General features: G+C 36.1%; 19 protein-coding genes and 1 tRNA gene. 8 read left to right on the top strand and 12 right to left on the bottom strand.

Translation table 11 applies throughout. From position 1 onward, the window contains the following. Positions 1-39 precede the first annotated feature (39 nt). The 4 genes from queA to uvrA form a co-directional block, all read right to left on the bottom strand. A complete protein-coding gene (gene queA / locus AT683_RS04180; RefSeq protein WP_005660620.1) occupies positions 40-1131 on the bottom strand; it encodes a tRNA preQ1(34) S-adenosylmethionine ribosyltransferase-isomerase QueA in 1092 nt (363 codons plus the stop codon). 123 nt (positions 1132-1254) lie between these two features. Then, entirely contained in the window at positions 1255-1701 is a 447-nt protein-coding gene (locus AT683_RS04175; protein WP_005660622.1) for a hypothetical protein, read from the bottom strand. 142 nt (positions 1702-1843) lie between these two features. After that, the gene (gene hap, locus AT683_RS04170) at positions 1844-6019 is read right to left on the bottom strand and encodes an adhesion and penetration autotransporter Hap (protein WP_038440834.1); all 4176 of its coding nucleotides are present in this window, start codon (positions 6017-6019) and stop codon (positions 1844-1846) included. 318 nt (positions 6020-6337) lie between these two features. After that, positions 6338-9169: an excinuclease ABC subunit UvrA gene (gene uvrA / locus AT683_RS04165; protein ID WP_058222191.1), complete on the bottom strand. Its 2832-nt coding sequence runs from the start codon at positions 9167-9169 to the stop codon at positions 6338-6340. A 153-nt stretch (positions 9170-9322) separates the two neighbouring features. Here uvrA and AT683_RS04160 point away from each other — a divergent pair, with 153 nt between their 5' ends. Beyond that, complete coding sequence (locus tag AT683_RS04160; RefSeq protein ID WP_042593471.1) at positions 9323-9829, top strand: single-stranded DNA-binding protein; 507 nt, start codon at positions 9323-9325, stop codon at positions 9827-9829. A gap of 177 nt (positions 9830-10006) precedes the next feature. On the opposite strand, the gene AT683_RS04155 is transcribed toward AT683_RS04160, so the two are convergent. The 4 genes from AT683_RS04155 to bcp all read right to left on the bottom strand — a co-directional run bounded on the left by AT683_RS04155 (position 10007) and on the right by bcp (position 12379). Further along, positions 10007-10834, bottom strand: a complete 828-nt coding sequence (locus AT683_RS04155) for an energy transducer TonB (RefSeq protein ID WP_058222190.1) — start codon at positions 10832-10834, stop codon at positions 10007-10009. Between the two features lie 9 nt (positions 10835-10843). Then, complete coding sequence (gene exbD, locus AT683_RS04150; protein WP_005648853.1) at positions 10844-11287, bottom strand: TonB system transport protein ExbD; 444 nt, start codon at positions 11285-11287, stop codon at positions 10844-10846. Positions 11288-11290: 3 nt separating this feature from the next. Next, positions 11291-11743, bottom strand: coding sequence for a TonB-system energizer ExbB (gene exbB, locus AT683_RS04145; protein ID WP_005648856.1), 453 nt, complete (start codon positions 11741-11743; stop codon positions 11291-11293). Between the two features lie 168 nt (positions 11744-11911). Beyond that, positions 11912-12379, bottom strand: coding sequence for a thioredoxin-dependent thiol peroxidase (gene bcp / locus AT683_RS04140; protein ID WP_005668209.1), 468 nt, complete (start codon positions 12377-12379; stop codon positions 11912-11914). Between the two features lie 100 nt (positions 12380-12479). Here bcp and dapA point away from each other — a divergent pair, with 100 nt between their 5' ends. The 3 genes from dapA (at position 12480) to hpf (ending at position 14629) form a co-directional block, all read left to right on the top strand. Continuing rightward, on the top strand, positions 12480-13376 hold the full coding sequence (gene dapA / locus AT683_RS04135) for a 4-hydroxy-tetrahydrodipicolinate synthase (RefSeq protein ID WP_050846026.1): 897 nt from the start codon (positions 12480-12482) through the stop codon (positions 13374-13376). A gap of 110 nt (positions 13377-13486) precedes the next feature. Next, positions 13487-14116: an outer membrane protein assembly factor BamC gene (bamC, locus tag AT683_RS04130; protein WP_038439193.1), complete on the top strand. Its 630-nt coding sequence runs from the start codon at positions 13487-13489 to the stop codon at positions 14114-14116. Between the two features lie 189 nt (positions 14117-14305). Beyond that, positions 14306-14629 (top strand): ribosome hibernation-promoting factor, HPF/YfiA family, encoded by a 324-nt coding sequence (gene hpf, locus AT683_RS04125; protein WP_005653397.1) that lies wholly within the window; start codon positions 14306-14308, stop codon positions 14627-14629. Positions 14630-15069: 440 nt separating this feature from the next. On the opposite strand, the gene AT683_RS04120 is transcribed toward hpf, so the two are convergent. The 4 genes from AT683_RS04120 to AT683_RS04105 form a co-directional block, all read right to left on the bottom strand. Next, positions 15070-15159, bottom strand: a tRNA-Ser gene (locus AT683_RS04120). A gap of 182 nt (positions 15160-15341) precedes the next feature. Further along, positions 15342-16238 (bottom strand): glycosyltransferase family 8 protein, encoded by an 897-nt coding sequence (locus tag AT683_RS04115; protein WP_058222189.1) that lies wholly within the window; start codon positions 16236-16238, stop codon positions 15342-15344. Positions 16239-16456: 218 nt separating this feature from the next. After that, complete coding sequence (gene rdgB / locus AT683_RS04110) at positions 16457-17044, bottom strand: RdgB/HAM1 family non-canonical purine NTP pyrophosphatase (RefSeq protein ID WP_050846028.1); 588 nt, start codon at positions 17042-17044, stop codon at positions 16457-16459. 11 nt (positions 17045-17055) lie between these two features. Then, positions 17056-17781: a 3-deoxy-D-manno-octulosonic acid kinase gene (locus AT683_RS04105; RefSeq protein WP_050829076.1), complete on the bottom strand. Its 726-nt coding sequence runs from the start codon at positions 17779-17781 to the stop codon at positions 17056-17058. Positions 17782-17858: 77 nt separating this feature from the next. Between AT683_RS04105 and AT683_RS04100 the strand changes: the two genes are divergently transcribed. The 4 genes from AT683_RS04100 (at position 17859) to AT683_RS04085 (ending at position 25899) form a co-directional block, all read left to right on the top strand. Next, the gene (locus AT683_RS04100; protein WP_021034358.1) at positions 17859-18902 is read left to right on the top strand and encodes a glycosyltransferase family 9 protein; all 1044 of its coding nucleotides are present in this window, start codon (positions 17859-17861) and stop codon (positions 18900-18902) included. Between the two features lie 335 nt (positions 18903-19237). Further along, positions 19238-21379, top strand: a complete 2142-nt coding sequence (locus AT683_RS04095) for a TonB-dependent hemoglobin/transferrin/lactoferrin family receptor (protein WP_050846029.1) — start codon at positions 19238-19240, stop codon at positions 21377-21379. A 75-nt stretch (positions 21380-21454) separates the two neighbouring features. Continuing rightward, entirely contained in the window at positions 21455-23152 is a 1698-nt protein-coding gene (hxuB, locus tag AT683_RS04090) for a heme/hemopexin-binding protein HxuB (protein ID WP_050846030.1), read from the top strand. Positions 23153-23163: 11 nt separating this feature from the next. Beyond that, a complete protein-coding gene (locus AT683_RS04085; RefSeq protein WP_050846031.1) occupies positions 23164-25899 on the top strand; it encodes a filamentous hemagglutinin N-terminal domain-containing protein in 2736 nt (911 codons plus the stop codon). Positions 25900-25902 lie beyond the last annotated feature (3 nt).

The following is a 25902-nucleotide window of genomic DNA, read 5'->3' as shown; positions in this document are numbered from 1 at the left end:
TCTTTATTGTAGGTGCTGACTAATTACAAGTCAAACAACTTATTCCAACTCTCTCACATTAGAATTTTTATTAATAAACATCGCATCGCCATAACTAAAGAAACGATATTTTTCTTGCACTGCATGCTTATACGCATTCATGGTATTTTTATAACCAGCAAAAGCTGAAACTAACATAATCAAAGTGCTTTCAGGTAAGTGGAAATTAGTAATTAAGCAATCCACCACTCGGAATTTTTTACCCGGATAAATAAAAATAGAGGTATCAGAAAAATAAGGCTCAATTAAATCTGGATTACCAAATTCTTCCGCAGAAAGTGCCGCACTTTCAATAGAACGAACAGAAGTAGTTCCCACTGCAATTACACGTTTGCCGGCTTTTTTTGTTGCGATAATCGCATTGCAAACTTCTTGAGAAACTTCTACATATTCTGCATGCATCACATGATCTTCAATATTTTCTACACGAACTGGCTGAAATGTTCCCGCGCCCACATGCAATGTAACAAATTCAAAATTCACGCCTTTTGCTTTGAGTTTTTCAAGTAAATTTTCATCAAAATGCAAACCAGCCGTTGGTGCTGCTACCGCACCTGGTACTTTACTATAAACCGTTTGATAACATTCTTTATCGGCTTCTTCATCTGGACGGTCAATATAAGGCGGTAATGGCATATGCCCAATGATTTGCAACACATCTAAAAGAGCGGTTGATTTATCACTTAATTCCACTTCAAACAACGAGCTATGACGAGCTTTCATTACTGCTTTAATACCATTATTTTCGCCTAATTTATCTTCACCTAAAAATAATTCCGCCCCTTCTTTGGGTGATTTCGATGAACGAATATGCGCTAAGAAACGATGTTCATCTAACATTCTCTCAACTAAAACTTCAATTTTGCCACCACTGGCTTTACGCCCAAACATTCTTGCAGGAATAACGCGCGTATTATTAAAAATCAACAAATCGCCTTCATCAATTAAATCTAATACATCAGAAAAAGTGCGGTGAAAAATTTCTCCGTTTTCACCATTTAACTGTAATAAACGACAAGAAACACGATCAGTTTTAGGATAACGAGCAATTAATTCATCGGGTAAATCAAAGTTAAAGTCTGAAACACGCATAATAAAATTTAGGTTAAATAAAATAGGCGGTAAGTCTAGTTTGAATTGAAAATGATCTCAAGAAAAAAACTTTCCTCGGGGAAGATAAAATAACCAGCAATTATGCTGGTTATTTGGGATTAATTATAAATTTGCTTTTTTAGTTGCTTTTACGTTTACATCACAATTTTTAACGATGATGTTATCGCTAGATTTACCTTTTTGAATTAAATTTACAGGCACAACAGAATCAAATTTATCTAACGTTAAGCCACTATCTACATTCCAAACATAATCCCCAGAAACGAAACTTGTAAAGTCATTTTGTGATTTATCACGAGTAAAATCTTTGGCAATAATGCCATCGCCCACACTTACCATTGCGGCAACTGGTTCTTGGTTTTCAAATTGATACACAGCAGTCACCGTTTGTTTATTGCAGGAATATACAACTGTTTTATCAGTTATTGTTGGAAGTGTTTGCATTTCAGCTATTTGCGCAGATGATTTTGTCATTTCAGGTGCATCCTTTGCACAAGCAGATAATACGACTACAGCAGCAAATGTGGGTAAAATTTTAGTTAAATTCATTATTAAATCCTCTTAATTAATCCCTATATAGGGTGCTACTTAGATACCTTTAATAAAATAAAGTTCCATTATTGGAATAAAAAAGGTGGGATTTGATCTGCCCCACCTTGTTTATCAATAAACGATAAAATTATGTTGATTTTTACCAACGATACCCCAATTTCACGCCCACATTTTGCTGTTTGCCGAGTTGTGAACCTTGAGATTTTGAGATAAAAGCGGAAAGTTGGAAATGTAAAATTTCTGCCTTTAATCCCACTTCTTTTTGCCAATAACGCCCAAATGATTGTTGCAACATCGTGCGATTTACAGTGGTTTGTACGTTAGCGTTTGAAACATCAACATAATTGACGAAGAAATAAGGCTTAATGCTGATATTATCTGTCGGGGTAAATGTATAATCAACTCGAATGCCAGCATTATAGCGATTAAATACAAGGCTCGGTGTTTGCACTTTCACTTCTTCAGATTGATAATTTTCACGTTCAATAAAATATCGATTAACACCCAAATAAGGCTGAATACCCAATTGCCCTAAACGGAACTGATAACTTGCATTCACACCATAATTTATCGCTTTTCGATGAATTTTTCGGCTTTGTTCTTCAGCCATTTTACTCGCACTAATTCCCGCACCCACGTTTACACCAAATTGTAAATCGCCCCATTGATATTGGGCAAAACCAGACATCATCGCTAATGTCGCGTGATTTTTAACCTGTTCGTCAAAGGTATTATCTGAACGGCTATGCGAGAAAACCGCCCCAATTCGTCCATTATCTAAGGCTTTTTGCACCCCAATTTGACGCAAGTTCGTTTTCTGCTGATAAGCACGGAACGCATCAGAATCATAGCGTCTTTTATCCTGTGCGATATTTGTCCACACGGCAGATTGTGCTTGATCTACAAAAAGACGATCCAATTCATCTTGAACGGAAAGCATACTATTTACTGTCGCAGACAACTCCGATAACGCACTATTTGAGTAACGGCTGATCAATTCTTTTTGTTTGCGTTGTCTTTTCTCTTCTTCCTCTTGAGTTTGAGGTTCTTTTTTCACTTGCTGTTGGGCATCAATAACCTCAAGTGCGGCTTGTAATATTTGATCAGGCAGGGTATCAGAAAACTCTCTCGCAGCTCTTTTTGACCGCACTTTTTTTGCCTTACTTGTTTGTGTTTCAGTAGTCAGAGCTTGTTTGGCTTCTAATGCGTTTAACAGGCTTTGAGCAGGCAGGGGATCAGAAAACACCGCTCTTCTTGACCGCACTCTTGCCTTACTTGTTTGTGTTTTAGCAGTCTGTTCAACTTGTTTGGCTTCTAATGTTCGTTCTGCTTGCTCTGCTCTTACTAAATCATTGCGCAATTCCTGCTCTTTGATTGGGTTATGCAAGCGGAATTCGCCCTTATTCTTCACTAATTTATAACGTAATGCACCTGCATCAACGTGGTCATTTTCTAAAGTAAATTTGAGTTTGTCTGATAACGGTTGATTATCTTTGCTTTCAACCAAAGTTAATTGCTCAAGGGCTTCGGGTTCTTTGCCTGTGTTGCGAACAGATAATGTGTAATCGCCCTCAGCGTCATTGGATAATTTTAATTTATCGCTTTTATAGCCAAATAAAGATGAAGTAAATTGGAATGTGCCTTGCCCGCTCAATTTACCATTTACTGTCAATGTGTTGAAACGATGTTCTGCCGATGTTGGCGTTGTTTCCGTCTCTAATGAACGGCGGTGACGTGGCGCATTATTTGAGCTAGCTGAATAAGCTGAATTTAACGTAACAGTACTATTATTTAGCGTTAAATTCTGCAATGTGGCATCGCTAGGCATTGTCCAAGTCGCATTTTCCAACGTCACTGTTGTGCCTTTGTCGCCCTGAATTTGGTGCGAAAAATGGCTGTTTTTTAAAGAAAATTGAGCAGAATCCGTTAAATTCACATTACCATTTAACGTGGCATTATCTACTGTTGCATTTGCGTGATTTGAAAGTTTGATATTGCCTATTTGGGTGGCATTGTTGCTCAATGTAAATTGGCTGTGATCTATTAAAGTGACATTACCATTAAGTTTTGCTAAACCATTAATATTCACTGTTGCATTATCAGTTAAATTAATAGAACCATTAATTTGTGTTGTCGGTATGGAATCAATAACTTTTTTATCGGTTAAATTAACTGTTTTACAAGTCGTTAATCCTGTCCAATCTGAACGCGTGCAAATGGTATTTTGCTGATTTGGCACAACACCAAATGTGGCATTTGCATTATTGCTGACTGTCCAATTTCCCTCAATTGAAGAAACATTGCGAGAAACCACCGCACTTCCGCCTTTAATTTGGAAGTTTTCAGCTTTAAATGTGCGGTTGATCCAATCGTCATCAATAACCACTTCGCCTTGAGGTCGTCCGAGCTCGTTTGGGCGATTTAAATGGTTGTAAGCGTGTGGCGTTGGGCGACCACTAAACACTAAAGTGCCGCCTTCTTGAGTAATATTGCCTTTTAAATTTGTTCCACCTGATAGAAGGAAGTGATTATCTTTGTTAAGCGGATTGTAATTAACATTCAAACGGCCAGTATTTTTAGTATCATCTTTATCACCAAACCAACCATTAAAAGCAATATCACGTTTATTGGTTAAATCGCCTGTGTTGTTATTAATGGTGTCGCTGCCAGTAATGGTCACTGTAGATTCTGTTGTGGCATTGTGATTAACAATCATCGCGCCCTCGTCCGTATTTTGGATACGTTTAAAGGTTAATGAATGCCCGTTAAGATCTAAGCGACCACCACGAAATCCGAAATAGATATTGTTAGGATCAACTTGATCTGCACTATTTAGTTGAACGGTAGCTCTACCACTTACAATGCCAACTTCTTTAAAGGCTTGTTTTTGACCCGCTTCATCTGCTTGTTGATCTAAAATGACGCGACCATTACCCGCACTTAAACTTCCTAAATTCTTTCCCTTACCATTGACTAATAAAGTGCCTGTACCAATTTTAGATAGGCGATCATTTTCAGGATTGTGAACTTTCCATTCAACAGTTGCATCTTGTCCAATAGATACGCCAGCACCTTGCCAAGTTATATTATTTTGACTGCCTTTTACAACAAAATTACCTTCAAAGTACAATCCGCCAGCACCTTGATTTATATTATTTTCAATTGTTAAAATTCCTGTTCCTTGATCACCAAAGTAAATACTTTTCCCATGATGTAATGCTGGCGACCATGGATTAGGACCTTTATAAGAGGGAGATTCATCGCCTTTATTACCGCCTCTTAAATCATAAGGTTTACTGATATCATATAGTCCTACTGTTTGTGGTGGTTGTTTTGCACGTACAGGTAATGAACTTTGAATTGTAGTTACTATACCATTATGACTTTCTCCAATTTTAAAGGTATATTCTGCATTGGTATCAAAAAAGTTTGCTGCCATATCATTATCAAATACTTCCTGAAAGTAGTCTTTTCGTGCAATTTGATAACCATTCCCAACTGCTGCGGTTGGATGTCCCTCTCGCAATACACCATTTAAAAGCCATTTTTCTTGCTTTTTATCATAAATAAATAAAGGAGAGCCACTATCCCCTGCCGCACCTGCAATGGGTAGTGGACCATATTTATTAGGTGTCTGTACTCTTCCATTCAAATATAAGTAACCATTACCAGTACCACCATCCATAAAGGTATTACCACCTGTAAGCCAAGCACCGCCATAGGCTAAGTCTGCTTTAGTATTGTTTTTATCATCTTTCCAATATTGATGACCACTACCAGCACGGACCCGAATTGGATACCTTTCCAAGTCAATATAAGTATTACCATTCATATATGAAACCATTTCAATAGGCGCCACTTCCGTGACAAATTTAGCAAGTCTTGGATGTTGATAGTCGGTCATATAACGGTGCGTACTATCATTTTTATAGTTATAACGTTTGACGACTTTATATTTAAAACGATGTTGGTCTGGATTTCCCCCCTCCATACCAAAATCAACGCCATCATACCCTACATTATGTGCGACGCTAATTAAATGCTGCTCACTTATCAATGTTGAATAACCACCACGAACCATGGGAGATAAATCAGGCATAGGCACATCTTTCATCATCGTACCTATCATTTTCCCTTCTTTGTTATAAACCTCAATATTTTTAGCCCCAACTGTGAACTTCCCTTTATTCTCAGCAAAATCACGATAATATTGGTAGTCAATCCCAAAATAAGTATGACCTGCCCACGCTTGCGACACTATCCCTAATGAAACACAAGCGGTTAAAAAATTCAGACGAAATACAGTTTTTTTCATAATGTTTATTTAATTAAGTAATTTTTCGTATTAAAAAATACGTGGTTAAACGACTATTGAACAATAAAAGTGCGGTGATTTTCTAAGGGATTTCAGCTAAAAAAACGAACTAAAAGGCACAAAAGAAAATAAATGAGTAAAACTATATAGTAATTAAGCCAAAATTTCTAGGTTTTTGCTTAATACTTAGTGGGTAATCTAATCTTGCGATGGATTAATATTGTATGTAATTTATACAGATAACTAAAATTAAAACAATATCACTAATAAAATAACCGCACTTTATGTGAGTTTTCTCTGAAAGTGCGGTCATTTTTTCTAAGGTTTTTCTAAAATCGGTTTAAGGAAGCGGGCGGTGTGGGAACTTTCTACTTTGGCAACTTGCTCTGGTGTACCCGTCGCAATAATTTGTCCGCCGCCACTGCCTCCCTCTGGGCCAAGATCGACAATCCAGTCTGCGGTTTTAATCACATCAAGATTGTGTTCAATGACGACAATAGTATTTCCTTGGTCGCGTAATCGATGCAGTACTTCAAGTAATTGCTTAATGTCAGCGAAATGCAAACCAGTCGTCGGTTCATCTAAAATATATAAGGTTTTACCTGTATCACGTTTAGAAAGCTCAGTCGCTAGCTTAACGCGCTGGGCTTCGCCGCCTGAAAGTGTTGTGGAAGATTGACCTAATCGAATATAGGATAATCCCACATCCATCAAGGTTTGTAATTTTCTTGCAATCATTGGAATCGCATCAAAAAACTCGCGAGCTTCTTCCACCGTCATATCTAAAACTTGATGGATGGTTTTGCCTTTATAACGAATTTCTAAGGTTTCGCGATTATAGCGTTTACCTTTACATTGATCGCAAGGAACATAAACATCGGGTAAAAAGTGCATTTCAACTTTGAGTACACCATCGCCCTGACAGGCTTCACAGCGTCCACCTCGCACGTTAAAGCTAAAACGTCCTGGATTATAACCGCGCGCACGTGCCTCTGGCACCCCTGCAAAAAGCTCGCGAATTGGGGTAAATAAGCCTGTATAAGTGGCTGGATTTGAACGTGGCGTACGCCCAATCGGGCTTTGGTTAATATCAATAACTTTATCGAAATGTTCTAATCCCTCAATAGATTGATAAGGTGCGTAATCGGTTTTTTCCGCTCTATTTAATGCATTTTGCGCAAGTGGAAATAAGGTGTCATTAATAAGTGTGGATTTTCCCGAACCAGACACACCAGTTACGCAAGTAAACAAACCAACGGGAATATCTAAATTCACATTTTTTAAGTTATTACCTGATGCACCTTTAAGTTTGAGCCATTTTTTCTTATCAAGTGCGGTGCGTTTTTTAGGAATTTCGATTTTATCTGCGCCCGATAAAAATTTTCCCGTGATGGAATTTGGATTGAGCATAATTTCATCGGCATTTCCTTGCGCAATAACTTGTCCGCCATGCACGCCAGCACCAGGCCCAATATCAATAATATGGTCAGCTGCACGAATCGCGTCTTCATCGTGTTCCACGACAATTACCGTATTACCAAGATTACGCAAATGAATTAACGTATTAAGTAAGCGTTCATTATCACGTTGGTGCAAGCCAATAGAGGGTTCATCTAATACATACATTACGCCAACAAGTCCCGCACCAATTTGACTCGCAAGGCGAATACGTTGCGCTTCCCCACCTGAAAGAGTTTCAGCTGAACGAGAAAGAGAAAGATAATTCAAACCTACATTCACTAAAAACTGCAAACGCTCGTGGATTTCTTTAAGAATTTTTTCCGCAATTTGTGCTTTTTGACCTGTGAGAGAAAGTGCGGTAAAAAATTCGAGGGTTTCGCCAATGCTTTTTTCCGCAATTATCGGCAAATTGGTTTTTCCAATATACACATTACGCGCTTCGGGTCGCAAACGAGAGCCGCCACAATCTATACAAGGTCGATTGCTAATATTTTTCGCTAATTCTTCACGCACCGACATTGATTCCGTTTCTTTATATCGGCGAGCCATATTATTCAAAATCCCTTCAAAAGGATGCTTGCGAATAACCACATCGCCACGATCATTCATATATTGGAATTCAATTTCCTCTTTTCCTGAGCCCTGCATAATGATGTGTTGAATTTTCTTTGGCAAAGATTCATAAGGGGCTTCAACATCAAAATGATAATGTTTCGCCAATGATGTAAGCATTTGATAATAATAGAAATTACGACGATCCCAACCTTTTACCGCACCACCAGCAAGAGAAATAGTTGGATTTTGCACCACACGATCTTCATCAAAATATTGCTGCACACCCAAGCCATCACAAGTTGGGCAAGCACCTGCAGGATTGTTAAAGGAAAATAAACGAGGCTCTAATTCTGGCACAGAATAACCACAATGCGGACAAGCAAAATTTGCTGAAAAAACTAATTCTTCTGCTTTCGGATTATCCATTTCTGCCACAATTGCAGTGCCACCTGAAAGCTCTAATGCGGTTTCAAAAGACTCTGCTAAACGTGTTGCTAAATCTGACCGCACTTTAAAACGATCAACCACTACTTCAATAGTATGTTTTTTCTGTAAGGCTAATTTTGGCGGATCAGATAAATCGCAAATTTCGCCATCAATACGCGCACGAATATAACCTTGCGCAGCAATATTTTCTAAAATCTTGAGATGTTCGCCTTTTCGATTTTTGACAACTGGTGCAAGTAACATCATCTTGCTGTCTTCTGGCAAACTTAATACTTTATCCACCATTTGACTAATCGTTTGTGCCGTTAATGGAACATTATGATCGGGACAACGTGGCTCCCCTACTCGTGCAAACAATAAACGTAAATAATCATAAATTTCCGTAATTGTTCCCACCGTAGAACGTGGATTGTGTGAGGTAGATTTTTGTTCAATGGAAATTGCAGGGGAAAGTCCCTCAATAGAATCCACATCAGGCTTTTCCATTAAAGATAAAAACTGGCGTGCATACGCCGAAAGAGATTCAACATAGCGGCGTTGCCCTTCCGCATAAAGTGTATCAAAGGCTAAAGAGGATTTTCCCGAACCTGAAAGCCCAGTAATCACCACAAGTTTATTGCGTGGAATAGTTAAATTAATATTTTTCAGGTTATGGGTTCTAGCCCCGCGAATATCGATATTTTCCATAAAATAACTCAAAAGTATGAAATAAATGTAAATTTTGCGATCATTATCGCATATTTTAATATCTGTGCAAATATCCAGTTAAAATATATAGATCTTTTAAAAAATTTCAGGCAAAATAACCGCACTTTTTTAGATAAAAAATGAGGTTTTTTTATGGCTGGAATTAATAAAGTCATTATTGTAGGTCATTTAGGTAATGATCCTGAAATTCGTACTATGCCAAACGGCGATGCCGTTGCAAATATCAGCGTAGCAACCAGTGAAAGCTGGAACGATCGTAATACTGGCGAACGCCGTGAAGTAACAGAATGGCACCGCATTGTATTCTATCGTCGTCAAGCAGAGATTTGCGGCGAATATTTACGTAAAGGTTCTCAAGTATATGTGGAGGGTCGTTTAAAAACGCGTAAATGGCAAGATCAAAACGGTCAAGATCGTTACACCACAGAAATTCAAGGCGATGTAATGCAAATGCTTGGTGGACGTAATCAAAACGCAAGTGGTTCTGGTAATGATATGGGCGGTACGCCACAATCTTCTTACCAAGCTCGTCAAACTAACAATGGTAATAGTTATCAATCATCTCGCCCAGCTCCACAACAATCTGCACCACAGGCTGAACCACCAATGGATGGATTTGATGACGATATTCCGTTCTAAATGACATAGATTGAAAAGTAAATGATAAAAATCAGAGAGAAGCTGAATAAAAGAGAGCTTCTCTTTTTATTTTACTAATTAAAAGGACTAAATCTATGATTATAGATTTAGTCCTTAATTTTATAGCTTTAGTTTTAGGGAAGATTAATTGCTACCATTTATCTTCCATATCACATTTTATTGAAGAGTAAAACTAATTTGCACACTTAAACTCGAAGGGAATCCTGCGGGTCTTGTTCCAACAGAGCGAGATACGTTAATAGCGTCTAATGCCGCCTTATCTAAACTTTCATCGCCTGAGGATTTTGTAACCTTAGCACCACTTAATGAACCATCAGCTCCTACATTAAAAGATACACTCACTTTTCCTTGTTTGCGCATTATCTTCGCTCGAGTTGGATAACGTTTATGGCTTTCAATTTCACGGCGGATTGCAGAACGGTAAGCCGCTATTTCACTCGTATCCGTTCCACTTCCTGCTACCTGTGCATTGCTATTAGCTGCACTTGTTGTACTTGCTTTATCATTTACGTTGGCACTTGAATCAATATTTTCATCGCCTTTTGGTAGCTCTTTATTGATTGGTTTCTTTTGTGGTTTAACCTCTTTTTTAGGTTTATTCTTCGGCTTTTCTTTTGGTTTTGGCTTTTCCTTTTCTGGTTCTTTGATTTTTTTCGGTTCAGGTTTTATTGTTGGATCTTCTACAATTTCTTGTTTTTCTGGTTCTGGCTCTTTTTGTACATTTTCTGGCTCAGGCTCTGGCTCTTTTTGTACATCTTCTGGCTCAGGCTCTGGCTCTTTTTGTACATCTTCTGGCTCTGGAGCAGGTTCTTCCAACACCATGCCCTGTAATAGTTCCATAGAAATACTTGTAGATATATCGCCTTGTGCGCTATTTGCACTATCACTTGGCTCATTCCAATTCCATAAGATAAATCCTATAACAATACCGTGTACGATCAAAGAAATAAGCAAACCCAATAGCGAACGTTTTGTTTGCTGCATAATTATTCCTTACGGCGTAGTTGGTACAGATTGGGAAGGAGTAGATTCTTGAGAATTTTCACCCGCACTTTTTCCCTTATCTTTCATAGAAACAATTGCCACATTTTTGATTTCATTTTTAGAAAGCATATCTGTAATCGTCACAAAATCTTGGAAAGAGGCTTCGGCATCAATTTTTAAAGTTACTTTCTGATCTTTATTCCATTGAGCAATTTCTGCCTCTAGAGCTTCTTGAGAAATAGGTTTATCATTAAAATAGAGTTGTTTATCCGCTGTCACTGTCAATAATTTAGCTAGCTCGTCAGATTTAAATGCGACCGCTGTACTAGCTTTTGGTACATTTACTTGAATTTTACCTTGAGAGATAAAAGATGCAGTAATAAGCACCACAGTAAGTAGCACCAACATAATATCAATGAAAGGGATAATGTTGATTTCATCGAATTTTTTCACGAATTATTCCTTATCTTTTTGTTCGCTTAATACTTTCCATTTTAAACGATTAACTTCAACTTTACGCCCCAAACCGTTATAAAACACCATAGAGGGAATAGCCACTAGAATACCTAATGCAGTTGCTTTTAATGCTAAAGATAAGTGCAACATAATTACACTTGGATCAATGTCGCCACCGCCGTGACCGATTTGATAGAAAGTTAATAAAATCCCGATAACTGTACCAAGTAATCCAACATAAGGCGCATTTGCACCGATGGTAGAAATCACTGTCATATTACGGTTTAAATCAATATCTAATGCATGAATAGTAGAATAATGTGCCACGCTTACCTTTCTTAAAAAAAGATAACGTTCAATTACCATCGCAAGCATAATAATGCTCATCAGTAATAATAAACCGATGATAAAATAATCACTGTACTGTTGTAAAAAATCAAAAAGTTGTACCATTTTTTTTCCTTGTTATTTGAGAAATTTTTTTGAGAATATAATTGAGAATGAATTTCAATCACTCGGGGAATTCTAGCAAAGGCTGAATAATGCGTAAACCTTGAATTTAAAAATTTCTGAATTTTTTACCGCACTTTATGTGGAAAAGTGCGGTTATTTTTTGAAATATTATAGGGAACGAAGATAATCAATGATCATTTGATGATGGTCTTTTATCTTAAATTTATCAAATACTTGCATAATATTTCCGCTTTCATTGATTAAAAAACTAATTCGATGAATACCGTCGTAAGTTCTCCCCATAAATTTTTTTTCGCCCCATACGCCAAATTGCTCCGCAACTTGATGATCAGGATCAGAAAGCAATGTGAAATTAAGTTCTTTTTTCTCAATAAATTGAGCTAATTTTTTCGGGGCATCAGGACTAATACCAAGTACAACTAAACCTAGTGCATCTAATTCAGATTTACTGTCGCGCAATCCGCAGGCTTGTGTGGTACAGCCTGGAGTGAGAGCCTTTGGATAAAAATAAATTAAAACTTTTTTACCACGAAAATCATTTAAAGAAACAAATTTTTCTTGTTGATTTAATAAGGTAAAAGCAGGTGCTTGATTACCAACAGATAATGGATTCATAAAAAACTCCTTTAATGAAAAAAAATTTGCAAATTAACGTTATTTTAGCGACTATAACAAGTGAAACCAAATAATAAAATTAAAAACCGACGGAGGTTATATGTCAGCGCAAAATCCTTTATTTTCGGGTAGCATAGTTGCCCTTGTTACGCCAATGAATCATTATGGCGAAGTCGATTTTTCCTGTTTAGAAAAATTAGTAGAACATCATATTGAAGCTGGTTCTAATGCGCTTGTTTCTGTGGGTACAACGGGAGAATCCGCCACGCTAAGTATTGAAGAAAATGTAAAAGTCATTGAAAAGACTGTTGAATTTGCCAAAGGACGTATTCCTATTATTGCGGGAGCGGGTGCAAATGCGACGAGTGAAGCAATTACAATGACCAAATTATTACGAGACAGTGGTGTAGCAGGATGTTTATCTGTTGTGCCTTATTATAATAAACCAACCCAAGAGGGAATGTATCAACATTTTAAAGCCATTGCGGAATGTACTGATTTACCGCAGATTCTTTATAATGTTCCTATTCGCACAGGCAGTGATATGAAACCAGAAACAGTTGCTCGTTTAGCTGAAATTGAAAATATTGTAGGCATTAAGGAAGCAACGGGAGATGTTAGCCGAATAGTTAAAATTAAGCAGCTTGCAGGTAAGAATTTTATTGTTTTAAGTGGCAATGATGCAACAGGCTTAGAAGCAATAAAATTAGGTGCTGAGGGAGTAATATCAGTAACAAATAACATTGCAGCAAAAGATATGGCTGATATGTGCCGTTATGCACTTGCGGGAGATTTTGATAAAGCGGAAGAAATTGATGCTCGTTTAATGCGTTTACATCACGACCTGTTCATTGAATCTAATCCAATTCCAGTGAAGTGGGCAGCTTATCGCTTAGGCTTAATTAAATCGCCACATTTACGCTTGCCACTTACAACACTTAGTGAAGAAATTCAACCAAAAGTAGAAGATGCGCTAAAAATCGCAGGATTGTTATAAAAATAAAGGGGTAAGTAATTACCCCTCACTTTTATGTATTATAGATCAGTAAAATGATCAAAAAGTGCGGTCAGAATTTATCAAATTTTCAATTTAGTTAAGGTTAATATATGAAAAAAATAATATTGAATTTAGTAACGGCTATTATTCTAGCTGGTTGTTCGTCTAATCCTGAAACCTTAAAAGCAACCAACGATTCATTTCAAAAATCTGAGACGAGCATTCCCCATTTTTCCCCTTTGGCTACTGGAGGTGTACAGTTACCAAAAGCTGATGATGCCTATTCATTACCTAATATTGAAGTGAAAAAAGGGGAAGATATTGATATTCGCCCACCATTAATCCCTCTCGCTATTATTCAAAATTCAATAACAAAATTTGATGGCGAGCGTTCGTTGATTGTCTATCCAAAACAACAGGCAAAACTATATAATCTTCAGCAAGTTAAGCGTTTATTGAAAGATGAGGGTATTTCATCAACAACAGATGGTTCGATTTTAACAACTGATTGGGCAAAAACAGAACGAATTGGCGATAAATCTATAGAAATAAAATATCAAATAGAACAAGTTATGACAGCTGATGTAAGTGCGCTTACCGTATCTATTTTACATATGCGCCGAGATGGTATTATTTTTACACCAAATGTATCAGATAAACAATATTATACTTCGGAACGTTTAAATCGCATTGTTTTAACACTCACTACCGCGTATAACAAACAATTACAGGATTTATAAAGTACTTTAATTCAATAGGGGGCGTCATATAATAATTTCTCTAAAATAATAAATATTTAAACATGAGACATAGATCATCCTTTTGAAAATTACTCTGATATTTATCTTTAAAACACTTGAAAATCTAACATAAGAACACTATTTTGTTATTAACTAGAATTTAAATCACGCAACAAAGAGGTAAATGCTATGACACTTAATATTACCAGTAAACAAATGGACATCACTCCTGCAATTCGTGAACACTTGGAGGAAAGACTTGCGAAGTTAGGTAAGTGGCAAACGCAGTTAATTAGCCCACATTTTGTTTTAAACAAAGTACCTAATGGATTTAGTGTCGAAGCCTCTATTGGCACACCCTTAGGCAATTTATTAGCCAGTGCAACTTCAGATGATATGTATAAAGCAATTAATGAAGTGGAAGAAAAATTAGAACGTCAGCTTAATAAACTTCAACATAAAAGTGAATCTCGCCGAGCTGATGAACGTTTAAAGGATTCTTTTGAAAACTAAATACTGTAGATAAAATCTAATCTGGCAGTCTTATTGTAAAATAATATGTCTGTCAGATTAATTTTAGATGAAACAATTAAATCACTAAAAATTGATGATATTTAATAAAATATTAATAATATTTTATTAAATATAGATTGATTTAACCTATCGTGCAAGGCGATGTAAACTTCAGTACATTCACGCTTATCCACTACAAGAACATAAACGACAACTTTATCTTCAATAACTTCATAAACTTAAACAATGCCCTACAGAGCGAAATTTTATTTTATAAAACACACCAAAAAATCTAAAAAACCGATCGGCAAATACGTATGAATTTCCTAAGCGTTTGATTAATTTTTTCTTAAATTGCTTTTAATAAAAATAGAGACTAATGAAAGATACAGATTAAATTTATATTTTTTAACGAGATAGATATTATTTGACGGGATTAATGGCGGTGAGAAAGGGATTTGAACCCTTGATGCAGTTTCCCACATACACGCTTTCCAGGCGTGCTCCTTCAACCACTCGGACATCTCACCGTAAAAGGTTCGCAAACTATAAAGATTTACTCTGGTTTAGTCAAGTTTTTTACTCTAAAAAATAAAAATCTTTAAAAGATTAGTTAAAAAATAGGCAATAAAAGCTATTGAGCTAATTCAGAGTTAGAAGATACTAATAATTTAGTAAGATGTAACCTTGATAATTATTAAAACAGTTGATTTTAATAGATACCATATATTAATTTATCTCTTATTCTCTTTCTTAACCTTTTTATTTTAATTAAAAAAGGGATTTTCTCAAAATGATCATACCAAGATGATGGTATATCAATAATTTTATCCATTTCTTTTAAAAGTAAATTTCCTATATGACAATTTAAGTGACTGCATTTTTTGTGCCAAAATTTATTTGGACCACAATAATGAGAAATAACTATTGGCATTTTTACGTATAATAAATTTTCCTTTTTAATCAAATCTCGATCCGTTGGTGTAAAATTAAATCTATTATTAATAAATTTTACTTTTCCTTTACAGATACCATTTAGAATATCTTGATCTTGGTATTTCATAACATTATTGTATTTATTCATCCAATTTATTGATTTTTGGAAAATATTTTCTTCTTTCCATTTATTTAAATTAATTAATAATATGCCCGCATTAAAATAAAAATCTCCTTCTAAACCAATTGTTTTTTTATAAGCTTCATTTTTTACATCAATAAAAGTATCTCGACATGCTGCCAAATAATAGTTCGTTATATCTATATTCCAAAGTTCTTGAAGTGAAGAGTTTGTTAATGTGTCCACATCAATATAAATAGCTTTTTCTATATCCTTTATGTATTTAGTTAAATTTAGTCTAGCGTAAGTAGCTAAAGATATATAATCTATTGTTTTTGGAAAGTTTTGAAAATCTGACTCACAGACTGGCAAGAAAAATACTTTACAAGAATATTCGCTTGCTAAATTATTTATTATGGTCTTATTTTCCTGATTTATTTTCATATCAAGAATATAAAAATTCATTTTTTCAGGTGTGTTTTTAATAATACTAAAAATACTTACAGCTAAATAAGGTGCATAATAGTTGTCAGACGAAAATATAATATTCATTGTCTGTCTGTCTGTCTGTCTGTCTGTCTGTCTGTCTGTCTGTCTGTCTGTCTGTCTGTCTGTCTGTCTGTCTGTCTGTCTGTCTGTCTGTCTGTCTGTCTGTCTGTCTGTCTGTCTGTCTGTCTGTCTGTCTGTCTGTCATGAAATTATCTCTGATTAACGTGTGAATTATTATTTTTTGGGTTATTTTTTTGATAGATTAAATAATTTTATTTACTTTATAATTTACTTTTTAAAACACTCAATGCCTTTGCTCTATGAGAAATTTTTTTCTTCTCAACCGTTTCTAATTCAGCAAATGTGCAACCTTGTTCTGGGCTAAAGAATAAACTGTCATAACCAAAACCATTTTCGCCTTTTTCTTCAAAACCAATCACGCCACAACACTCACCTTCGGCGATAATTGGCGATGGATCTGTTGGATGTTGTAAAAACACGATACAGCTCACAAATTTAGCTTGGCGTTGATCTTGTGCAACATGAGCAAGCTCTGCCAATAATTTCTCACGGTTTTTAGCATCATTGCCCTCTTCACCAGCATAACGTGCAGAATACAGACCTGGTGCGCCATTAAGTGCGTAAACCACCAAGCCAGAATCATCCGCAATAGCAGGTAAACCTGATTTTTCTGATGCATAACGTGCTTTTAATAACGCATTTTCGACAAAAGTTAAGCCTGTTTCTTCTGGGCTTTCAATGCCTAAATCTGTTTGCGCAATCACTTCAAAGCCAAAATCAGATAGAACATCAGCCATTTCTTTCACTTTGCCTTTATTGCCTGTAGCAAGTACGATTTTTTGTTTCATAATTAGTCCTTTTATTGATGATAAGCTGCCGTTAAATCAGCCCAGTTTTGCTCGGTAAATTGAATATTCATTCGTCCAACTTCTTTTTCAAAGGAACGTTTTAAACGGTTCAGATTTTGTGCTTTCCAAAAATCCCCTGATTTTTTACCGCACTTATCAAAATCAATCAACCAACATTTTTGCTCTTGTTCAGCTTGTTGAAGCAAAATATTGTGTGCATTCAAGTCAGTATGACAAATCTGTAAATCATGTAGTTTTCGAATCAAACGACCAATTTGCCTCCAAGTTTCTTTTGGCAATGTTTGTGTTTGTAAAAGTGCGGTTAAATCCTGCGAATTTTCGATTTTCTCGGTCAAAATATCCGCTTGATAGCAAATACCTAACTTGCCTTTTTGAATACGTGCGGCAATGGGTTTAGGCACAGGCAAACCTGCTTCATACAAACGTTGCAACAAATGAAACTCAGCAAAACTACGGGTAGTTTCAAGAGCAGAAAAACGATAACGATCTTTGTTCAGTTTACCCCAAATTCCACCGCGATAATAATGACGCAAAGCACAATTTACGCCAAACCAATCTTCCGTTTGCAAGAAATAAGTCGTGCCTCGACCTTTTGCACTTCCTATCACTCGTTCTTGTTTTTGCCAAAATTCCACTTGGAAAAACTCGGTTGCTTGCTCAAAAGTGCGGTCAAAATTAAAGATAAAATATTGGTTATCTTGTTGGAATTGGTGCATTGGAACGTTGTTATGATATAGAAAATGGGCTTATTCTACTTTAAAATAAGCACAAATTAAATGATAAAGGAACGTTAATGCCACTTTTTACCGAAGCTCCAAAATCCCTTTGTATTCTCCGATTGTCAGCTGTAGGCGATGTTTGCCACGCCTTAGCGGTGGTTCAGCACATTCAGGCATATTATCCACAAACAGAAATGACTTGGATTGTAGGCAAAACTGAAATGGGTTTGCTTTCGGGCATTCCTAATATCACGCTCATTCCTTACGATAAAAAAGCAGGATGGAAAGGTATTTTATCACTCTGGAAACAACTAAAAAATAAACAGTTTGATGCGCTATTAAATATGCAAACAGCATTTCGTGCATCAATCCTTTCTTTAGGAATTAAAGCAAAATTCAAAATTGGATTTGGAGAAAAACGTTCTCGCGAAGGACAATGGCTATTTGTAAATCGTCGTATTACAGATCCTTTTTCCCCTCACGTATTAGATGGATTTATGGCTTTCGCTGAATATATTGGCGTACCAAAATCAGAACCGAAATGGGAATTAGCTATTTCAGAAGATGATTATAAATTTGCCGATCAATTTATTGATTTCTCTCGTAAAAATTTATTGATTTCCCCTTGCTCTAGCAAAGCAGAAAAAGATTGGCTAATTGAACGTTATGCAGAAATTGCCAATATTGCCCATCAGCATAATATCAATGTGATTTTCTGCAGTTCGCCAGCGAAACGTGAATTAGAAATAGTCGAAAAAATTACCGCACTTTGCCATTTCACGCCAACCAATATTGCAGGAAAAACAAACCTAAAACAGCTTACCGCTTTAATTTCTAAGGTCGATCTGGTACTTTCGCCAGATTCTGGCCCTGCCCATATTGCGACAACACAAGGTACACCCGTTATTGGCTTGTATGCCTATCACAATCCTTTGCGTACTGCACCTTATAATAATTTAGATAACGTGGTATCTGTATATGAAGAAAATGCCCAAAAAGAATTTGGCAAACCCTCTTCTGAACTACCTTGGGCAACCAAACTAAAAGGAAAAAATTTGATGGCAGAGATTCAAGTCGAACCCGTCATTGAACAAATGAAAAAATTAGGATTATTTTGAAAAAATGATCTGCATCTCAAAGGTTAGATGGTTAAGTTAAACGTTTTAATATAGCCAACTTGAAAGTTGTTTTTGGAAAGTAAGAACTTTAGTTTTTTTAAGTTAAAAATCAATAACTTGTTGTCAAAATAATTATATTTAGTCATAAAAATCTATACCTTAATCTCTTGCTTATTTAGTCCAATTTTTGCAGGTACAGATTGAAATCCAAAATTAGTTTGAATTTTACGCAATTAAATGCAAATGATTATAAATAAACCTATTGATTATTATTATAATCATCATTATTATCATCGCCATTCTCCTATTTTTAATTATTACAATAAGGAAAACAGATGCGATTTTCTAAACTTTCCCTTGCAATTACAACAACCTTAGTGACAGCAAATGTGCTAGCACAATCCACTGAATTAGACTCTATCAACGTTATTGCGACACGAGATCCAAGTAGGTTTGCTTATACGCCACAAAAACAATCTAAAGATAGTCTTCTTTCCAAACAAGCTACTAGTGTTGCAGCTGCGTTAGAAGACATTCCAAATGTTGATGTTAGAGGCGGTTCGAGAAGCATTGCTCAAAAACCTAATATCCGAGGGTTAAGTGATAATCGTGTTGTGCAAGTCATTGATGGCGTGAGACAAAATTTTGATTTAGCACATAGAGGTTCTTATTTTCTTCCAATGTCACTTATTCAAGAAATTGAAGTAATCAAAGGACCAAGTAGCTCCTTATGGGGTAGCGGTGCATTGGGTGGTGTTGTGGCAATGCGTACGCCAAATGCTTTGGATTTGTTGAAAAATAATGACAAATTCGGAGTTAAAATTCGCCAAGGTTATCAAACTGCTAATAATTTATCGGAAAGGGATGTGTCTGTATTTGCGGCAAATGACAAATTCGATGTTCTTCTTAGTGGTTTCTATAATAATGCGGATAATTTACGCACTGGTAGAGGCAATAAGCTGAATAATACCGCCTATAAACAGTTTGGGGGCTTAGCAAAGTTTGGTTGGCAAATTAATGATGCGAACCGCGTGGAATTATCCCACCGCGAAACTCGTTTTAAACAAACAGCACCAAGCAATAATGAGGTGGAAAACGAACTTACTAATAAACAAATTACAGATCAAATCGGAGAGTATCACAGTTCAAAGAAAACCAAACCATCACTAGAAGAGTTTTACTCTGGAGTGAAAACACGTTTAGGTAGTGTCAGTTATTTAACTGATCAACAAATTCCTGATCAAAGCACGGTATTTAACTATTATTTAACGCCAGATAATCCTTATCTAAATACGCATATCGCGCTGTATAACAATAAAACTATTGAGAAAGAACAGCGTAAAGTCAGTGGTGTGAAAGATCAGACTAAATTGACTACCCGAGGTATAAATTTACGTAATTCTTCCGAATTATCTCACATTTCCTTTGTTTATGGGGTGGATTATATGCGAGATAAAATCCGTACCGAACGAGGCAAAAACAGTAATGATGCGAAGTTTCGAGCGGACCCCTATAATGCGAATTCAAACACTACAGGCGTTTATTTAATCGCCCATATTCCGCTATTTGGGGAAAAATTGCTACTTTCGCCAAGTGTACGTTATGACCACTACGATACCTCAAGTAAAACTGTAAAATACAAGGATAATCATTTATCTCCTGCCACAAAATTGACTTGGATAGTGACCAATTGGTTAGATTTTACTGCCAAATATAATGAAGCTTTCCGAGCACCATCTATGCAAGAGCGGTTTGTGAGTGGTGCTCACTTTGGGGCAAGTCTTATTGGAGGGCTAGATACAATCAATAGATTTGTAGCAAATCCAAATTTGCGCCCTGAAACAGCGAAAAATAAAGAAATTACCGCAAATCTACATTTTGATAGTCTGTTTAAACAAGGCGATAAATTCAAAATTGAAGCGACTTATTTCCGTAATGATGTGAAAGATTTTATTAACTTAAAAATATTTAATGATGCAAATACAAATAAAAGTGCAAGTGCAAATGGAGCATTGTTGCCATTGCCAACAAAATCCCAGTATCAAAACATAACTAATGCCCGTTTAAGCGGTATTGAGTTGCAAGCTCAATACCAAACAGAACGTTTAACACTGTTTACTAACTATGGCAGCACCAAAGGTAAAGATAAAGATAGTGGCGAAGCTTTATCAAACATTGCCGCAAGTAAAATCGGCGTAGGGGTAAATTATGCTTTAGTAAAAGACAAATTCACGGTGGGAGCGACAGTAATCCATTACGCTGCTCAACGCCGAGTGCCTAAAGATCATAGTGTTACCTACCCAAGTTATATACTGACCGATCTTCGTGCTACCTATGCGCCATTAAAAGGCGAATGGAAAAACCTGCGTTTAGATTTTGCACTGGAAAACTTGTTTGATAGAAAATATCAACCCGCGTTTAGTTTAATGGAAGGCACTGGTCGTAATGCGAAAATTAGTGCAGTTTATAGCTTCTAAATTTACTTTGGAAAAACGCCCTAAAGCTGTTTTCCCTCAATTTTTGTAATTTTATCAATTAATAGGACATAAGGAATGAAAATGAGACCTCGTTATTCGGTTATTGCAAGTGCGGTCAGTTTAGGCTTTGTTTTGAGTAAATCAGTGATGGCATTAGATCGGCCAGATACTGGATCATTGAACCGTGAACTAGAACAACGTCAAATTCAATCAGAAGCCAAACCTAGTGGCGAATTATTTAATCAAACGGCAAATTCGCCTTATACTGCACAGTATAAACAAGGACTGAAATTTCCACTTAAGCAAGTACAGATTTTAGATCGAAACAATCAAGAAGTCGTCACAGACGAGCTTGCACATATTTTAAAAAATTATGTAGGAAAAGAGGTATCGCTGTCAGATTTAAGTAATTTAGCAAATGAGATCAGCGAATTTTATCGTCATAATAATTATTTAGTGGCAAAAGCAATTTTACCACCGCAGGAAATTGAGCAAGGTACGGTAAAAATTTTGTTACTCAAAGGTAATGTAGGCGAAATACGCTTGCAAAATCACAGTGCATTAAGCAATAAATTTGTATCCCGTCTCTCTAATACAACAGTGAATGCGTCCGAATTTATTTTGAAAGATGAGTTAGAAAAATTTGCTTTAACAATAAACGATGTTCCAGGGGTAAATGCTGGTTTGCAACTCTCCGCAGGCAAAAAAGTCGGCGAAGCGAATTTACTGATTAAGATTAACGATGCAAAACGTTTTTCTAGTTATGTTTCAGTAGATAACCAAGGCAACAAATATACAGGGCGTTACCGTTTGGCTGCGGGGACAAAAGTCAGTAATTTGAATGGCTGGGGCGATGAATTGAAACTGGATTTAATGAGTTCTAATCAGGCTAATTTAAAAAATGCTCGTATAGATTATTCCTCTTTAATTGATGGTTATTCTACGCGTTTTGGTGTAACTGCTAACTATCTCGACTACAAATTAGGTGGTAATTTTAAATCATTACAATCTCAAGGGCATTCCCATACCTTAGGGGCTTATTTGTTGCACCCAACAATCCGTACACCAAATTTTCGTTTAAGTACTAAAGTGAGCTTTAATCATCAAAACCTTACGGATAAACAACAAGCGGTTTATGCGAAACAAAAACGGAAAATAAACAGTTTAACTGCAGGGATTGACGGTTCTTGGAATCTTATTAAAGATGGGACAACTTATTTTTCATTATCTACCTTGTTCGGTAATTTAGCGAATCAAACTAGTGAAAAACAACATAATGCAGTAGAGAATTTTCAACCACAATCGCATTTTACGGTATATAACTACCGCTTGTCTCACGAGCAAATTTTACCAAAATCTTTTGCTTTCAATATTGGTATAAACGGTCAGTTTGCCGATAAAACCCTTGAAAGCTCACAGAAAATGTTGCTTGGTGGTTTGTCTGGAGTACGTGGACATCAAGCTGGTGCGGCTTCTGTGGATGAAGGGCATTTGATACAAACAGAATTCAAACATTATTTACCAGTCTTTTCCCAAAGTGTGCTAGTTAGTTCATTGTTCTATGACTATGGTTTCGGGAAATATTATAAAAATAGCCAATCTCTCGCACAAAGCGTGAAAAATAACGTGAAATTACAAAGCGTTGGTGCAGGACTTTCTTTTTCAGATGCTGGCAGCTATGCCATCAATGTCAGTGTCGCCAAACCGCTTGATAACAATATTGATAATGCCGATAAGCACCAATTTTGGCTTTCTATGATTAAAACTTTCTAAGGAGGTATGCTATGTATAAATTAAATGTAATTTCTCTTATGATTTTGACCACTTACACTGGTGCGGCATATGCCTCTACACAGGGTTTGCCACAAGATCACGAGGTAGTTGTTGGGGAGGCAGATTTTTCTCAAACTGCAGATAAAATGACGATTACTCAAAAAAAACCTACAACTCAAATAAATTGGAAGAGTTTTGACATCGGCAAAGATAAAGAAGTGCAATTTATACAGCCTAGCGAACATGCTGTGGCATATAACCGTGTAATTGGCGGCAATGCTAGCCAAATTCAAGGGAAATTGACGGCAAACGGTAAAGTTTATTTAGCAAACCCTAATGGGGTTATTATTACCAAAGGGGCACAAATTAATGTAGCTGGTTTACTTGCAACGACCAAAGATTTAGAGAAAATCAGTGAAAATGGCAATGGCAATAGCTATCAATTTACCCGTAAAACAAAAGATGGTCAGGAGCTAAAAGAAGGTAAAGTTCTCAATGAAGGGAAAATTGAGGCGAAAGATTTCGTGGTACTTAATGGCGATAAAGTTATCAATGAAGGGGAAATTGACGCTACAAATGGCAAAGTATATTTATCCTCAGACTATAATTTCACATTTACCTTACCAGATAGCAGCATAAGTGTGGCACTAGAAGATAATGCAGTACAGAGTATTGTTCAAAATGAAGGGAGCATTAAAGCAGGAGAGATTACGTTAAGTGCGAAAGGGCGTAAACAAGCATTAGATAGCTTGGTTATGAATAATGGTGTGTTAGAAGCAACTAAAGTTAGCAATAAAAACGGCAAGGTTGTGTTATCTGCTGATGAAATTAAGTTAGATGATAAAAGTAATATTAAAGGGGATATGGTTAGTTTTGTGGCTGATGTTACCTCAAATAAGGAACTTAAAGACAATATAAAAATCACTTCTCAAACTGGCTCAAAAGTTACCTCGCCTAAAATCGATTTTAAAGGCAAAAGTGTTAATATCAATGGTAACTTTGGGCGTGACGATAGTAAAGCACACTATAACGATGAGCATAAAACATTAAAAACAGAAGTTAATATTGACGTGCCAGACGATGAAAATATTCGTATTGCGAATATTGAAGATGAAGATAAAGATAGTACGGGTTCATTTATACAAACAGATGCGTTAAGTTCATTACTAGCTAATAATGGAAAAGTAACTCTTAAAGGAAATGAGGTTAATATTTCAGGAAATATTAATATAGCTTCCTTTAAAGACTCAGATTCGCTATTAAAGCTAACTAACAAAGGTCATATTAAGATCAATAATGCGGATATTAATTCAAAAGGTCGTTTATTTTTTATAACCAGTTTGCAGAATGAGAAAGATTTTCAATCAGATATTACCATTACTGACAGCAAAATAAATCTTGGTAACGGAGCTATGGGATTGGGGCGTAGTGCCGATCCAGATGATTATGATAACCGATATCAGAAAACAGAATACTCACAACGCAAGAAGTTTAATGTTCATATGCGTAATGTAGTATTTGATCAGGTTGATGATGTGGTTGTAGCAGGTGGATTTGCAAAAGTTAATTTAGATCACATCGTTGCCACAGGAAAAACGAATTTTTACATTGATGGGGGGGTATCCCGTAATAGAAATGGTAAGTCTTCAAAATATGAATACGGTGTGTTAGATTTAGACGAACGTACGCAGTTATCTTCGTTAGATCAACGCAAACGCCGTTGGAAATATTATTATAATTTAGATTTAGATATGAATAGAGCCTATTGGCATCGTTTTGATATGTTTGCCAGCAAAAATACGGGGCGATCAACTATTAAAGATACAGAAATTAATATTTCTAACAGTAAGATTAATCTGAAAAATGGATTTGTACATTTACTGGCAGAAAAAATTAAGTTAGATAAGAGCAAGATTGATATTACTTTTGATAAAGATAATTCAGAAGATATTTCAAGTCAAATTAACCGTTTAGGAATGAATGGTAAAGTCTCAATGGTAAACTCACATATTAAAATCGTGGGCGATGAGAAAAGCGATATATCTGCAAAAGCACCTTATGCTACGATGTTTTTAATCGGGGAATTAATAGGAGAAAAAAGTTCTATTTTTGTGAAATCTCATCAGGGTTACACCTTTAGAACTGATGGCGATACAAAAATTGCAGGTAAATACAGTAAAGATGACTTGAAAATTACCGCAATTAACACTGGTGGAAGAACTGGGAAAGAAGTGATCATTAATGGTGCGCCTGGCTCAATTGATAATGATGCGAATATTGCCAATATGGCATTTACTATTGGTGATAACGCAAATACCAAAACAACCATTGAAAATGCCGACATCACTGCCTTAGCACCAAACGGTGGGACAGCTTATTTAAGCTCCAAAGGGGTAGAAATTGAGGTAAAATCAAATTCAAATTTCACATTCTTTGAACTTCCTCGTGAGAAAAACTTTAATCAAACAAAAATTAACGGCGATTCTACCAAACTCAGTGAACGTGGTTTTGCTAGACTTTATGACAAAATTAACGGTGTGCGAGCCAGCAACTTGTCTGCTGAGCAATTGAATGTGACGGACGCAAGCGAAAAAATCATTAATACAAATTTAGTGAGTAGCTTAGATGTTGAAAAACTTGTTTCTGTTGCAGTTTGTGATGCAGGTAACGGTTGCGAAGAACAACAATTCGGCGATAAAGGTAATAATACTAAAGTGAGTGTTGGAGAGTTAGAAGCTGAACAATAACTA

Source organism: Haemophilus influenzae, from assembly GCF_001457655.1.
Taxonomy (GTDB): Bacteria; Pseudomonadota; Gammaproteobacteria; order Enterobacterales; family Pasteurellaceae; genus Haemophilus; species Haemophilus influenzae.
This window is presented reverse-complemented; position numbering and strand designations above follow the sequence as displayed.

Bases quoted from the DNA above. Each gene is read 5' to 3' on its own strand.
- dapA (WP_050846026.1), top strand. From the start codon at position 12,480: ATGTCAGCGCAAAATCCTTTATTTTCGGGTAGCATAGTTGCCCTTGTT.
- AT683_RS04155 (WP_058222190.1), bottom strand. From the start codon at position 10,834: ATGCAGCAAACAAAACGTTCGCTATTGGGTTTGCTTATTTCTTTGATC.
- AT683_RS04115 (WP_058222189.1), bottom strand. From the start codon at position 16,238: ATGAATATTATATTTTCGTCTGACAACTATTATGCACCTTATTTAGCT.
- AT683_RS04105 (WP_050829076.1), bottom strand. From the start codon at position 17,781: ATGCACCAATTCCAACAAGATAACCAATATTTTATCTTTAATTTTGAC.
- rdgB (WP_050846028.1), bottom strand. From the start codon at position 17,044: ATGAAACAAAAAATCGTACTTGCTACAGGCAATAAAGGCAAAGTGAAA.
- hpf (WP_005653397.1), top strand. From the start codon at position 14,306: ATGACACTTAATATTACCAGTAAACAAATGGACATCACTCCTGCAATT.
- bamC (WP_038439193.1), top strand. From the start codon at position 13,487: ATGAAAAAAATAATATTGAATTTAGTAACGGCTATTATTCTAGCTGGT.
- AT683_RS04160 (WP_042593471.1), top strand. From the start codon at position 9,323: ATGGCTGGAATTAATAAAGTCATTATTGTAGGTCATTTAGGTAATGAT.
- queA (WP_005660620.1), bottom strand. From the start codon at position 1,131: ATGCGTGTTTCAGACTTTAACTTTGATTTACCCGATGAATTAATTGCT.
- uvrA (WP_058222191.1), bottom strand. From the start codon at position 9,169: ATGGAAAATATCGATATTCGCGGGGCTAGAACCCATAACCTGAAAAAT.
- AT683_RS04085 (WP_050846031.1), top strand. From the start codon at position 23,164: ATGTATAAATTAAATGTAATTTCTCTTATGATTTTGACCACTTACACT.
- exbB (WP_005648856.1), bottom strand. From the start codon at position 11,743: ATGGTACAACTTTTTGATTTTTTACAACAGTACAGTGATTATTTTATC.
- AT683_RS04175 (WP_005660622.1), bottom strand. From the start codon at position 1,701: ATGAATTTAACTAAAATTTTACCCACATTTGCTGCTGTAGTCGTATTA.
- hxuB (WP_050846030.1), top strand. From the start codon at position 21,455: ATGAAAATGAGACCTCGTTATTCGGTTATTGCAAGTGCGGTCAGTTTA.
- AT683_RS04095 (WP_050846029.1), top strand. From the start codon at position 19,238: ATGCGATTTTCTAAACTTTCCCTTGCAATTACAACAACCTTAGTGACA.
- bcp (WP_005668209.1), bottom strand. From the start codon at position 12,379: ATGAATCCATTATCTGTTGGTAATCAAGCACCTGCTTTTACCTTATTA.
- AT683_RS04100 (WP_021034358.1), top strand. From the start codon at position 17,859: ATGCCACTTTTTACCGAAGCTCCAAAATCCCTTTGTATTCTCCGATTG.
- hap (WP_038440834.1), bottom strand. From the start codon at position 6,019: ATGAAAAAAACTGTATTTCGTCTGAATTTTTTAACCGCTTGTGTTTCA.